This is a genomic window from Flavobacterium soyae (assembly GCF_021245985.1).
GTDB classification, from domain to species: domain Bacteria; phylum Bacteroidota; class Bacteroidia; order Flavobacteriales; family Flavobacteriaceae; genus Flavobacterium; species Flavobacterium soyae.
The window spans coordinates 1-13,543 of record NZ_JAJQXA010000028.1 but is presented as its reverse complement, the minus strand read 5'-3'; the positions used below and the strand labels follow the sequence as shown (position 1 = coordinate 13,543).

Below are 13,543 nucleotides of genomic sequence, written 5' to 3'. Positions count from 1 at the left end.
ATATGATTAAAAATCCGAAGCCCTGCGGTTTCGGATTTTTTTTTGGTTATCAACAAAAGGAAAATATTTATAAACATTTAATAGTTATAACTAGATAACAATTTTTTTTTAAATTTTGTTACTTTCGCTATATGGAAAATTTCAAGAATGTAAATCCTGTAAAGGTAGATAAAACCACTATTATTAATCTCGAAAAAGGAAAACTTCCTCCGCAGGTTCTTGATCTGGAGGAGGCTGTGCTTGGTGCGATGATGATTGATAAAAAAGGGGTAGATGACGTAATTGATATTTTACAGCCCGATGCTTTTTACAAAGACGCGCATAAACATATTTTTGAAGCGATCTTACAGCTTTTTACCGAAACACAGCCAATAGATTTGCTGACGGTTTCGACTCAGTTAAAGAAAAATGGAAAATTAGAATTAGCAGGAGGAGATTTTTATTTAATTCAGCTTACGCAGAAAATTGCTTCTTCTGCACACATCGAATTTCACTCGCGTATTATTCTTCAAAAATTTATACAAAGAAGTTTGATTAGAATTTCTTCTGAAATTATCGAAGAATCGTATGATGAAACTACAGACGTATTTGATTTACTAGACAAAGCCGAATCAAAATTATACGAAGTAACGCAGGGAAATATTAAACGTAGTTCTGAAACTGCCCAAAGTTTAGTTTTACAAGCAAAGAAACGTATTGAAGAAATTGCCGGTAAAGAGGGTTTGAGTGGTATTGCAACTGGTTTTGAAAAACTAGATCAGGTAACTTCCGGTTGGCAGCCTTCGGATTTAATTATTATTGCAGCTCGTCCGGGTATGGGTAAAACAGCATTCGTACTTTCGATGGCGCGAAATGTGGCTATCCAGTTTGGGCATGCAGTAGCAGTTTTCTCGCTTGAGATGGCTTCGGTTCAGTTGATTACGAGGCTTATTTCTTCTGAAACAGGATTGTCTTCAGAAAAACTAAGAACAGGAAAATTAGAAAAACACGAATGGGAACAGCTGAGTACTAAAGTTAAAGATTTAGAAAAAGCCCCATTATTTATTGATGATACACCTTCACTTTCGATTTTTGATTTACGTGCAAAATGTCGTCGTTTAGCTTCGCAGCACGGCATTAAATTAATCATTATTGATTATTTGCAGTTAATGACTGCGGGAGGAAATGGTAAAGGAGGAGGGAATCGTGAGCAGGAAATCTCTACAATTTCGCGAAACTTAAAAGCATTGGCAAAAGAGCTAAACGTTCCGGTTATTGCATTATCTCAGTTATCGCGTGCCGTTGAAACCCGTGGCTCAAGTAAACGCCCGCTGCTATCGGATCTTCGTGAATCTGGAGCGATTGAGCAGGATGCCGATATTGTATCATTTATTTATCGTCCGGAATATTATAAAATTGAAGAATGGGATGATGATGAACAATCACCAACAGCAGGTCAGGCTGAATTTATTATAGCCAAACACCGTAACGGTGGACTTGAAAATATTCGTTTAAAATTCTTAGGACATTTAGGTAAGTTTGATAACCTTGAAGATTTCAGCGGAGGATATGATGATCTGCCTTCAAAAATGAACCATGACGATAATCCGTTCATTACTAAAAACCTTCCTTCTGCAAATGAAGCTTTTGGAAGCAATTTAAATGATGATGACGATGACAGTGATGTTCCGTTTTAATTAGAATGAAATTTTAAAATAGAAAAATCTTTATGAGCTGACTGCTTGTAAAGATTTTTTTGTTTTAAAAACTAAATTTTATAACCCATAATTTCACAAAATAATATTTCTTATAAAAAATTAATTCGGTAGATTAGCAAAACCATAAAACAAATTTATAATTATTAACTAATTAAATTAAAAAACTATGAGCGAAGAAACCTTTCCAGGGCCTATTCAAATTCCGTTGGCAACTGCTGAAGTATGGGAAAAAAGATATGTGGATGATACCACGATCGAAACCCGTGAAAACAAAGTAAAATCTTTTTTAATACCACGCGAAAGTTTAGAAAAAGTACTTGCGCTAGAAACAGATGCAGTTCGTGCTTATCTTGGTATCAATGATCAAAAAGAAAAGACTTTGCTTTTTGTAGGTGCAAAATACGACAAGGAAACGGGTAAATATGTAGATGTTTACGGACATTCATTATCACTACAAAACAAAGCAGCAGATGAAGCTGAAGATGTTGTGTATGATGGTACACGTCCTAGTCCTCCATATTAATTTAAAATAAAATATTTAAAGTGGATGATTTTTTAATTTATTCAGGTTATTTGATTTTATTAATAAATCTAATACTATATACATCTAGCTTTTTCCGTAAGGAAAAAGCTAATGTTTTTTTTGTTTCCTACTTAGCTTTTTCATTTGTAATGCAATTTTCAATGGAATTGATTTATTCCCTGCATATGAGTAATTTAGTTGTTGTAAATATATTCGTTATAGGTCAAATGCTTTTTTTGGGCTTATTCTATTATTCTATTTTAAAATTGAAGATACAAAAGCTATTGGTAAAGATAGGGCTTCTTTTTACCCTATTAATTTTAGGAATTCAGTTTTACATTTACCCGGAACTATTTTTTAAATTTAATTTATTTGAGATTACTATTACTTCTCTCATGATAGTGGTTTTTGCGTTATTGCATTTTTATAATATGCTTACAGAAAATAGAACATATTATTATGTTACAATTGCAGTTATTCTTTTTATGTTAGGTTCTACAATTTTGTATTTGGTTGGAAATCTGACATTAACTCTAAGTGAAAATGTAAAATATCTTTCATGGAAGCTAAACGCATTTTTATTTATAATTTACCACTTATTGATTCTATATGAATGGATGAAAAGTTTTTACGTAAAAGGTCAGGTGACTTAAATTCTAAAATATTTAATATAGAAATTTTGATATGAATCCCCATTCAATCCCAGAAAAAGAACTTGTCGCAATTATATTATACATTTCACTTTTCTTTATAATTGTAGCCGTAGTATTAATCATATTTTTCTATTTCTCCAGAAAAAAAATAATTCAAAAAGAACTTGAGAAAAAAGATTTGGTGCTGCAGTATCAAAAAGAACAGCTTCATGCAATTATAGTAACGCAGGAAGAAGAGCGTAAGCGTATTGCACAAGATTTGCATGATGATATAAGCTCAAAACTTAACATTGTTTCCTTAAATACTCATTTACTTTCTGCTCCTGATTTAACAGCAGAAGAAACTAACGAGATTACTGAAAATATTATTAGTTTGACTGCAAAAGCCTTAGAAAATTCCAGAAAAATTGCTCATAATTTATTACCGCCGGTTTTTGAAAAATTTGGATTAAATGCCGGTGTTGAAGAGTTATGCGAAGAATTTGAAACCAGTAAATCGGTTAAAACCTATTATAAAAATGAACTTGATTTTGATGATGATATTGATCGTCAATTACACATTTTTAGAATTTTGCAGGAATTAATGAATAATTCGCTCCGTCATGGTAAAGCAACAGAAATTTGGATTGCGTTTAAAAACAATAATGGAATAAATACCTGCTATTATGAAGATAACGGAATTGGTTTTGACAGCAAAAAAATTGAAAATCAAAAAGGGCTTGGAATGAAAAATATTGACAGCAGGGTTTCCTTTTTAAACGGAACTATAAAAATAGATTCAGAAATAGATAAAGGTATTGCTGTAATTTTTACCTTTTAATATAAATTTTAGTAAATAATTACGCTTTAGCATCAATAAAATAAGGTTCTGTAGCTATTATTAATTCATATTTTGTAATTTCGGGAAACCAAATGACCAAAAACAGACAAAATGAATGCCGTAATTAAAATCGCCTTAGTCGATGACGAAGTATTGTTTCGAAAAGGAATAGCTTTTTTATTGCAAAGAGAAGACAATATTGAAATTATTTTTGAAGCTTCAAACGGTGAAGAGCTGGTTAACAAATTACAAAATAATGATGTCAAGCCGGATATTATTATCATGGATTTGAAAATGCCGGTTTTAAATGGTGTCGAAGCAACAAAAATTATCCGAAAATCTTTTCCTGACATTAAAATTATAGCTCTAACCAGTTATGATTCGAAATCATTTATTGCAAATATGATTCAGGTAGGAGCAGTTGCATACCTCATTAAAAATACAACCCCAAAAGATCTGATCAAAACGATTAATGAAGTCAACAGAAAAGGATTTTTTTACAACGAAAATGTATTAAAAACGATTCAGGAAACCATAGTATCTTCAAAGAACTCAAAAGGCAGTCTTGAAACAAGTTTTCTTTCTCCGCGCGAAATTGAAATTCTTCAGCTTATCTGCCAGCAAAAAACAACTACAGAAATAGCAGAACATCTTTTTTTAAGTCCGCGAACTGTAGAAGGACATCGAAATAATTTACTGCTAAAAACTGAATCACGAAATATTGCCGGTTTGGTAGTTTATGCTATTCAAAATGAAATTGCAGTTTTGACATTGTAAACTTAGCTTGTTAAAAATTGAATCGATAAAACATAATAAACGATTATTGTAAAAATGAGCACACAAAGGCCTATTTTTTGCATTATACTAAAATCCTTTGGTTGATTGTTTTGGTTATAATTCATTGGTTTGATTTTTAATCGATTAGTTTGATCGATTTTAAGATTCCAAATTTAGGTAGAAAAAGCTGTCATAGTTTAGGTGTTTTTACCTGTTTTTTACAAAATTTCAATCTTCGAACCTTTTATTTTCTTGTTAATTAACAGTTTTATGGCACTATAAAACGGCTCCTCTATTGTATTTTTATAAGCATCCTTTATATCTTTACTTAAAATATTTTTTGATGAAAAAAAGTTTAGTTTATATTTTCATTTTATTGCTTTCCATTAATGCAAAAGCCTCGTTTATTTTACTTCCGATGGATGAAACAACGCAGCAAAATCACCTAAAAGCTTATGGTATCACCTATTGGTGTTTAAGCAGAGATTATAAGGCAAGCTGGTTGCTTAATTATCGTGGAGGCTCATTTTTATTGCCGGATGCTGATGAAATTCGTAAAGAATGTAAAATTCGGGGAGTTAGCTTTGAGATACTTTCAGATAGTGAAGAAGCCTCAATTTTAAATGATATCTCGAGCCCGTCACAAAATATGGAATCAGTTATTCTTGAAAAAGCACCAAAAATTGCAGTTTATACTCCAAAAGGAAAACAGCCTTGGGATGATGCTGTAACATTGGTCTTGACTTATGCTGAAATTCCATTTACTCCAATATATGACGAAGAAGTTTTAAATGATCAATTATTATTATATGATTGGCTGCATTTACATCATGAAGACTTTACCGGACAATATGGGAAATTTTATGCCGCTTATAAAAATACACCCTGGTATATCGAACAGAAAAAAGATGCTGAAGTTTTAGCTTCGAAACTCGGTTATTCTAAAGTTTCTCAGGAAAAAGGTGCAGTAGCAAAAAAAATCAGGGATTTTGTCATTGGCGGAGGGTTTATGTTTGCCATGTGTTCTGCGACTGATAGTTTTGATATTGCACTTGCTGCTGACGGAGTTGATATTTGCGAAACCATGTTTGACGGAGATCCAAGTGAATCTAATTATCAATCAAAATTAAATTATGGTAATTCTTTCGCATTCAAAGATTTTATTTTAGAACGAAGACCAGAAGTTTATGAATTCTCAGATATTGATATGACTGCAAAAAGAAGAGTTCCAATGGAAAAAGACTATTTTACATTAATGGAATTTTCTGCAAAATGGGATCCAATTCCAAGTATGTTATGTCAAAATCATACACAATTGGTAAAAGGATTTATGGGACAAACGACCTCTTTTAATGAAACATTAGTAAAATCGAATGTATTAGTAATGGGTACTTGCGAGCTTAACGGTGAAGCAAGATATATTCATGGTGAAAAAGGAAAAGGAATGTTTACCTTTTTTGGAGGTCATGATCCTGAAGATTTCCAACATCAGGTTGGAGATCCGCCAACAGTTTTAGATTTACATCCAAATTCTCCCGGATATCGCTTAATTCTAAACAATGTTTTGTTTCCTGCGGCCAAAAAGAAAAAGCTTAAAACGTAATTTTTAATTTAAAGAGAATTGAAACCAAATCGGAATATGGTCAGATATTTTACGTGCTTCTTTTAACGAATCAAATTTTTCATAGAATAAAATAACTCCTGAATTGACGTATTTTAATTTATTTGGATTGTAAAATATATTATCAAATTCAGATGCAAGACAATTGTCACTTTGACATTTTTGCTTTAAAGTAGTTTTTTGCTTTTGCAGCATCGAAGCATATCCCATTTTTTTTAATGGATTAAAAACTGTATGCGATTGAGGGCAGTTAAAATCTCCGGTAAATACTAAATTGAGATTGGGGTATTGCTGAGGCAGAAACTTAAAATATTTAATTTCAGTTTCCGGCTGTTTGCTTTTTGTGATCGCATGAAAATTGACTAGTGTAAGTGTTTTTTTGTTTATTTCGAAAGTTGCAAAATAGGGCTCACGGTCAATTTCTAAATGATACTTTTTTTCAAGCCATGGCTCTCCTTTTAACTTGGCTTTATTTGTTTTCCAAAGAAAAGCATAACGTTCTTTTTTATAACTGTTCCCGCTTGTAGGATCACTAATAGTATAATCCCATTTTGCCCCTTTTTCATTTAGCAATGCTGCAAGTTTTGCAACAGTCTGCGAACCGCCATATCCGGCAACAACTTCCTGAACTGCAACAATGTCATAATCCCGTACAGTATTAGCTATAAAATTTAAAGCAGGCTGTGATTTCGATTTTCCGAAGTTTTCCAGATTCCAGGAAATAATCTTAGTCTGCGAAAAAGATTGGAAAGAAATGAATAATAAGAGAACGTAATTTATAATGATTTTCATGAGGCTTAAAAAAAATCAAATATAAGCATTTAGATATTTTATAATCAAAATGTTTAAAGCTTTTTGTACCTGTTTTGTAAAGCTTTTCCAATAATTATTATTTGTAAAACGAGTAATGCAGGTATAAAAATAATCTTCCAGTCTACTTCTAACCAGCCGGTTTTTTCAGAAACATAAGCAAAACATATAGACAAGAAAAGGCAAAGCAGTACCGTTTTTATGATAATTTTGTTGCTGGCTGTGTTGATCTTTGATATCAGATCAAATTTATATTTAGTTTTCATAAAGTTTAATAGAATTTAAATTAAGCCATAATCTTTGGCTATAGCAATTAAATGCACATTGTTATTAGCTTTAAAATATACTTTTAATTTATTAATTCGTTTCTCAATGCTGCTGGTTCCGTTCGGTGTTATCGATTTTGCTTTAAATTCATTTGAAATGCTCCCTAAAATATAGCCTCTTGCCATAAGAGTCAAAATAGAAATATCATAAGATTCTATTTCAATTAAAGATTTGTCATTAAAACTAAAGCTTAAATCTGATGAAAGTATTTTCTCTTCATCTTTAAAAGTCTTTTGTATGGCAGTTTTTAACTCCTCAATGCTGTTTCGTCCTTTAGAAACATAAGCATTGATTTTTAATTCACTAAAAAGTTTTTTTATTCTGTAAGATTTATCTTCTGTCGAAAATACAATTTTCTTTAGTTGAGGATATACCTTATTCACAGAGTTAATAAGCTCTTCGCCATTCAAAATATTGGTGTTGCGATGATCTGTTTTAAAGGATAAATCGGTAATTAGCAAATCATACGGGTCGTTGTCAAGAAGGCTTTTTTTGATTTTTAACAAGCCGTCATCATAATATTTTACATGATGAATTACCGGAATTTCTAATTCTTCAAGAACTTTTATAACCGTTACACTAATACTGTCGATGTCCTCTGCAATTAAAACCTTTTTGAACATACAAATCTTATTTTATAATAAATTGAAGCCTATTGTTTTTTTTCAAAATTAATTCTCTTGTTTATGATCTTAATGTGGTTTTCCGTATTTTATCATGACTTATAAAAAATCATATAAAAAAATCTGATGAAGATTTATAATCACTATATTTTTTAGTTATGTTTTTTTAAATTTTGAATGCTTATAATACTCCTTTAGAGATACAAAAAAGACAAAAGAAACTGCTGTAAAAGATGAAGTTATCGTAGTGTATTTTGAAATCATAAACCAAAAATAGAAAACCTAAATTCCTATGAAAGAGTATAAATACCTGTTTTAGTAAAATGATTGAATTTCTATTTATCCAAGTCTCATTTACAGGTAAATACAAAGAAACCCTCTGGCAGGAGGGTTTATAGATTTTATAAATGTTGTAAAATTTATCCTTATAAAAGAATTATACTGCTCTCAATCCAGTTGTAATAGCTAGTCTGTTCCAAGAGTTAATTGTAATAATGGCAAGAATAATTTCTGCTAAATATTTTTCATCAAATAAGTTTGCAGCATTTTGATAAACTTCGTCAGTAACATGGTTGTTAATTAAAGTTACTTGCTCTGTTAAAGCTAAAATAGCTTTTTCTTCCTCAGTATAAACATCAGCTTCGCGCCATGCACTTGTTAAGTATATTCTTTGCTCAGAAATGCCATGCTTTCTCGCATCAGCAGTGTGCATATTAATACAATAGGCACAGCCATTAATTTGAGAAGCACGTATTTTAATTAGTTCTTTATGAGTTGGAGTTAGAGAAGTAGTAGAAATGTATTTTTCTAAGCTCATCAATGCTTGATAAGCTTGTGGGGCAGCTTCTGGAATAAGAATTCTTGATTTCATTTTTATATGTTTTAAAAGTTTGATACAAAGGTCAGTTATGTATAACTTAAAAAACTTGAACTACTTCAAGAAATTCAAATCATACTTTTCCAGCCCTGATCTTACTCATAAATTCAGCAGAAAAATCTAAATAGGAGGCAAGCATGTACTGAGGAACACGCTGTACAAAGTCCGGGTTTAAATTATTAAAATGATGGTATCTCTCTTCTGCTGACATTGTAAATAAAAATTTAATTCTCATTTGAGCAGCACCAAATGATTTTTGAGAAACGATTCGAAAGTATCTTTCCAGTTTTGGAATTTCAATTAATAGAGACTCTAAAGTGCCTTTTTCAACAGCTATCACTTCACAGTTTTCAACTGTCTGAATGTAGAAGCTTGAAGGAGTGTTATTGTGATAACTTAAGTAGTCTGTAATCCACCAATTTTCAATAGCGAACTGTAAAGTTTGTTCTGTACCTTTTGAATTGATGATGTATTGTCTGGCACAGCCTTTTACTATAAAATATAATCTATTGCAGACTTGGCCTTCCTGTAATAAATGCTCCTTCTTTTTTACTTTAGAAATATTGAGACATGTTTCTAATATATCAATTTCTGAAAGCTCCAGTTTTATGAATTTCTCTATGTGGTCAAGAAGAGGCGTAAGCATTTTATGATTGATTAAAAGAATTTTAAAGATAAAGCAGATTGTTGTAAAAACAAAAAACCATCCGAATTAACGAATGGTTTCTTTATGATAAGTAAGTAATCTAAATTGAGTTTATAAAACGTTTATTTTACTTTATTAAGTATTGCTTTGAAAGCTTCTGGGTGGTTCATAGCTAAATCTGCAAGAACTTTACGGTTCAATTCGATTCCGTTAGCTTTAACTTTTCCCATGAATTGAGAATAAGACATTCCTTCTAATCTAGCTCCAGCGTTAATACGTTGAATCCATAATGAACGGAAATTTCTTTTATTCTGTTTTCTGTCACGGTAAGCGTAGCTCATCGCTTTCTCTACCGCGTTCTTAGCAACTGTCCAAACGTTTTTACGTCTACCAAAGAAACCTTTGGCTTGCTTCATTATTTTTTTTCTTCTTGCTCTTTTAGCAACTGAATTTACCGATCTTGGCATAATTTTAATGTGTTTTTGTAGCAGGCGTCCTGAATTGAATCAAAGGAACTTGAAAGCCATACTCCAAGGTTATATAAATAATTTTTTAACCTAAAGAAATCTTAGTCAAATATCGAAAGTCAAATGTCGAAAGAAAATTGCTTTTGACTTTAAGACTTTCTAACTTTAGACTTATTAGATAATTCTTAATTGTTGTTTGATGCTTTTCTCATCTGTTTTGTGAACTAGCGCTGAGTGTGTCAAAGCTAATTTACGCTTTTTAGATTTTTTAGTCAAGATGTGACTTTTAAAAGCATGCTTTCTTTTAATCTTTCCAGAACCAGTAACTTTAAAACGTTTCTTAGCGCTAGATTTAGTTTTCATTTTAGGCATTTTTCCTAGTGTTTTAATTTATTCTTACTTACTTATATCTTAGTCTGAAAGTTTAAAAGTCTAAAGTTTAAAAGTCTGTTTTTTGACTTTCGGCTTTAAGACTTTCGGCTTTAAGACTTATTTCTTTTTCTTCGGAGCAATGAACATAATCATTCTCTTTCCTTCAAGAACCGGCATAGCTTCAACTTTACCATGCTCTTCTAAATCTGTTGCCAAACGTAAAAGTAAAATCTGTCCTTGATCTTTATAGATGATCGAACGTCCTTTAAAGAAAACAAATGCTTTTAATTTTGCTCCCTCTTTTAAGAACTTCTCAGCATTTTTTCTTTTAAATTCATAATCATGCTCATCTGTTTGAGGACCAAAACGAATCTCTTTTACTACAACCTGCGATGATTTAGCTTTTAATGCCTTATCACGTTTCTTTTGTTCGTAAACAAATTTCTTGTAATCCATGATTTTACAAACCGGCGGCTCAGCATTTGGCGAAATTTCAACCAAGTCTAATTCAAACTGATCTGCTAGACGTAAAGCTTCTGCAAGCTTAAATACACCTGGTTCGATGTTCTCGCCTACTAACCTTACTTCCTGTACACCACGAATATTGTTATTTATTCTGTGTGCATCTTTTTTTTCTACTCGAGGTTGAAAACCTCTGTTACTTTTTATTGCTATGACTTTCTAAATTTAAGTTAAACTGTAAATACTTTTAATGTCTTTTTTATTTCTTCGTCTACAATCGAAGCAAATTCTTCAATAGAAACTGTGATATTACCTTTTCCTTCTTGGCCGTGGCGGCGAATAGAAATAGTGCCGTTTTTCTCTTCCTCCTCACCAACGATAAGCATAAATGGAATTTTTTGCATTTCTGCATCTCTAATTTTCTTACCGATAGTTTCATTTCGGTTGTCAATTAGGGCGCGAATTTCGTGATTTTCTAGCAAATCTAAAACTTTTTTAGCATAATTTTCGTATTTCTCGCTCAAAGACAATATAATAGCCTGCTCAGGCATTAACCAAAGTGGGAAATTTCCTGCTGTATGCTCTAGTAAAATTGCTATAAAACGTTCCATAGATCCAAAAGGAGCTCTGTGAATCATAACAGGGCGATGTAATTCATTATCAGCACCTTTGTATGTTAAATCAAAACGCTCAGGAAGGTTATAATCAACCTGAATTGTTCCTAACTGCCATTGTCTTCCCAAAGCATCCTTAACCATAAAGTCAAGCTTAGGTCCGTAAAATGCAGCTTCACCATATTCTACTACAGTATTCAAACCTTTGTCAGCTGCAGCATTGATAATTGCGTTTTCAGCTTTCTCCCAGTTTTCATCTGTGCCAATATATTTCTCTCTATCCTCTTGATCTCTCAATGAAATTTGAGCAGTAAAGTTTTCAAAACCTAACGAACCAAATACATATAATACTAAGTCAATTACTTTTTTGAACTCTTCATCCAATTGTTCAGGAGTACAGAAAATGTGCGCATCATCCTGAGTAAAACCTCTAACACGAGTTAAACCATGTAATTCCCCAGACTGCTCATATCTATATACAGTGCCAAATTCAGCATAACGCTTAGGTAAATCTTTATACGACCAAGGTCTTACATTGTAAATCTCACAGTGGTGAGGACAGTTCATAGGTTTCAATAAAAACTCTTCACCTTCTGCAGGAGTATGTATCGGCTGAAAACTATCAGCACCATATTTAGCATAATGACCAGAAGTTACATAAAGTTCTTTTTGTCCAATATGCGGACTCACAACTTGCTCGTAACCTGCTTTCTTTTGAGCTCTCTTTAAAAATTGCTCTAAACGTTCTCTAAGTGCAGCACCTTTAGGTAACCATAAAGGTAAACCCTGGCCTACTTTCTGAGAGAAAGCAAACAATTCTAGTTCCTTTCCTAATTTACGGTGGTCACGACGCTTAGCTTCTTCAAGAAGTTCAAGATATTCAGTTAAATCTTTTTGCTTAGGGAAAGAAGTTCCGTAAACACGAGTCAGCTGCTTGTTTTTTTCATCTCCTCTCCAATAAGCACCAGCAACGCTCATAATTTTCATAGCCTTGATGATTCCAGTATTCGGAATATGTCCACCACGACATAAATCAGTAAAAGTAGAGTGGTCGCAAAAAGTAATAGTACCGTCTTCAAGATTAGAAATCAATTCAGTCTTGTAAACATTGTCTTTATACATTTCTAATGCATCAGCCTTACTAACCGGACGCATTTTAAATTCGTGTTTACCTCTTGAAATCTCAAGAACACGATCTTCGATCTTTTTAAAATCAGCTTCAGAGATCTTTTGGTCTTCAAAATCCACATCATAGTAAAATCCATTAGCAATTGCAGGCCCAAGAGTTAATTTAATTCCAGGGTACAATTCCTCAAGAGCTTGTGCCATTACGTGCGAAGTCGAATGCCAGAAAGCTTTTTTACCTTCAGCATCATTCCAAGTATATAATATAAGATTACCATCGGTCGTTAGCGGAGTCTCGGTTTCAATAGTTGTACCATTAAAAGATGCAGAAATCACATTTCTTGCAAAACCTTCGCTAATGTTTTTAGCGACCTCCATTGGAGTTACGCCTTGAGCGAACTCTCTAATTGACCCATCGGGTAAAGTAATCTTGATCATTGTTTATAATTTTGTGAATGCAAATATAAGTGATTACAAAAATACATACAATATATATATGTAGAAGATTACTTTATTATGTAAGAAGCTAGGTATACTAATACTAAGAGTAGCTATTATTTCTATAATCCGACAGGGTTTTAAAACCTGCGGGGTTTATTTGTATACATATATAAGTAGAAAACTCTACTATAATATATATAAGAGTAAAAAGACTATATGGCTTGAATGAAACTATTGTTAGGTTTTGAATGCTGATTGTCCGGCTGAGCGAAGTCGAAGTCTTTTAAGTTTGAAGATTAATAAGGAGCTTAATCCCGCTATCCGCTCCAATCTTTTATTTTGAACCCCAAAATAAAAGGATTTCCACTTCTATCGGGGCTAGGGCATGAGTTTTCAAAAGAAAAACATCCCAAAAATAGAAACTTTGCGCCTCTGCGTCTCTGCAAGATTAATAAAACGAAAGAAAAAGCAATCTTTGTGACTTAGTGCCTTTGCGGCAAAACCAGTCAAAAAAGGCTCAAAACATAAAAACTCTTCAAAAACGGTATTGGTGAAAGGGTATAAAATAAGGAAAAAGCAAAGGACTGCAGAAAAACCTGACAATATTTTAAAAAACTTTGCATTGTAAAACTTGTGTTATCAGAGAGTTAAGAAATAATTGCAAAAAAGATTAAAAAAACTCGCTAAA

At 32.3% G+C, this 13,543-nt stretch carries 15 protein-coding genes; 6 read left to right on the top strand and 9 right to left on the bottom strand.

Annotation, left to right across the window (positions count from 1 at the left end; all coding sequences use genetic code 11):
• Positions 1-131: 131 nt before the first annotated feature.
• The 6 genes from dnaB to LUU93_RS21120 all read left to right on the top strand — a co-directional run bounded on the left by dnaB (position 132) and on the right by LUU93_RS21120 (position 6,073).
• A complete protein-coding gene (gene dnaB, locus LUU93_RS21145) occupies positions 132-1,676 on the top strand; it encodes a replicative DNA helicase (RefSeq protein ID WP_056201522.1) in 1,545 nt (514 codons plus the stop codon).
• Positions 1,677-1,863: 187 nt separating this feature from the next.
• Complete coding sequence (locus LUU93_RS21140) at positions 1,864-2,220, top strand: hypothetical protein (RefSeq protein WP_232683161.1); 357 nt, start codon at positions 1,864-1,866, stop codon at positions 2,218-2,220.
• 431 nt (positions 2,221-2,651) lie between these two features.
• Positions 2,652-2,873, top strand: coding sequence for a hypothetical protein (locus tag LUU93_RS21135; protein ID WP_232683160.1), 222 nt, complete (start codon positions 2,652-2,654; stop codon positions 2,871-2,873).
• A 31-nt stretch (positions 2,874-2,904) separates the two neighbouring features.
• The gene (locus LUU93_RS21130) at positions 2,905-3,693 is read left to right on the top strand and encodes a sensor histidine kinase (RefSeq protein ID WP_232683159.1); all 789 of its coding nucleotides are present in this window, start codon (positions 2,905-2,907) and stop codon (positions 3,691-3,693) included.
• Positions 3,694-3,804: 111 nt separating this feature from the next.
• On the top strand, positions 3,805-4,470 hold the full coding sequence (locus LUU93_RS21125; protein WP_232683158.1) for a response regulator transcription factor: 666 nt from the start codon (positions 3,805-3,807) through the stop codon (positions 4,468-4,470).
• A 343-nt stretch (positions 4,471-4,813) separates the two neighbouring features.
• Positions 4,814-6,073 (top strand): asparagine synthetase B, encoded by a 1,260-nt coding sequence (locus LUU93_RS21120; RefSeq protein WP_232683156.1) that lies wholly within the window; start codon positions 4,814-4,816, stop codon positions 6,071-6,073.
• Positions 6,074-6,076: 3 nt separating this feature from the next.
• On the opposite strand, the gene LUU93_RS21115 is transcribed toward LUU93_RS21120, so the two are convergent.
• The 9 genes from LUU93_RS21115 to thrS all read right to left on the bottom strand — a co-directional run bounded on the left by LUU93_RS21115 (position 6,077) and on the right by thrS (position 12,852).
• Positions 6,077-6,883: an endonuclease/exonuclease/phosphatase family protein gene (locus tag LUU93_RS21115; protein ID WP_232683155.1), complete on the bottom strand. Its 807-nt coding sequence runs from the start codon at positions 6,881-6,883 to the stop codon at positions 6,077-6,079.
• Between the two features lie 53 nt (positions 6,884-6,936).
• The gene (locus tag LUU93_RS21845; protein ID WP_369010204.1) at positions 6,937-7,167 is read right to left on the bottom strand and encodes a hypothetical protein; all 231 of its coding nucleotides are present in this window, start codon (positions 7,165-7,167) and stop codon (positions 6,937-6,939) included.
• Positions 7,168-7,182: 15 nt separating this feature from the next.
• On the bottom strand, positions 7,183-7,851 hold the full coding sequence (locus LUU93_RS21110) for a response regulator (protein ID WP_232683154.1): 669 nt from the start codon (positions 7,849-7,851) through the stop codon (positions 7,183-7,185).
• Positions 7,852-8,287: 436 nt separating this feature from the next.
• Positions 8,288-8,722 (bottom strand): carboxymuconolactone decarboxylase family protein, encoded by a 435-nt coding sequence (locus LUU93_RS21105; protein WP_056201556.1) that lies wholly within the window; start codon positions 8,720-8,722, stop codon positions 8,288-8,290.
• 79 nt (positions 8,723-8,801) lie between these two features.
• Positions 8,802-9,374, bottom strand: a complete 573-nt coding sequence (locus tag LUU93_RS21100; protein WP_232683153.1) for a Crp/Fnr family transcriptional regulator — start codon at positions 9,372-9,374, stop codon at positions 8,802-8,804.
• A 122-nt stretch (positions 9,375-9,496) separates the two neighbouring features.
• On the bottom strand, positions 9,497-9,841 hold the full coding sequence (rplT, locus tag LUU93_RS21095; RefSeq protein WP_008464948.1) for a 50S ribosomal protein L20: 345 nt from the start codon (positions 9,839-9,841) through the stop codon (positions 9,497-9,499).
• Positions 9,842-10,015: 174 nt separating this feature from the next.
• Complete coding sequence (gene rpmI / locus LUU93_RS21090) at positions 10,016-10,213, bottom strand: 50S ribosomal protein L35 (RefSeq protein ID WP_011921545.1); 198 nt, start codon at positions 10,211-10,213, stop codon at positions 10,016-10,018.
• 117 nt (positions 10,214-10,330) lie between these two features.
• Positions 10,331-10,882: a translation initiation factor IF-3 gene (infC, locus tag LUU93_RS21085; RefSeq protein WP_073489566.1), complete on the bottom strand. Its 552-nt coding sequence runs from the start codon at positions 10,880-10,882 to the stop codon at positions 10,331-10,333.
• A gap of 23 nt (positions 10,883-10,905) precedes the next feature.
• On the bottom strand, positions 10,906-12,852 hold the full coding sequence (gene thrS, locus LUU93_RS21080; protein ID WP_232683152.1) for a threonine--tRNA ligase: 1,947 nt from the start codon (positions 12,850-12,852) through the stop codon (positions 10,906-10,908).
• Positions 12,853-13,543 lie beyond the last annotated feature (691 nt).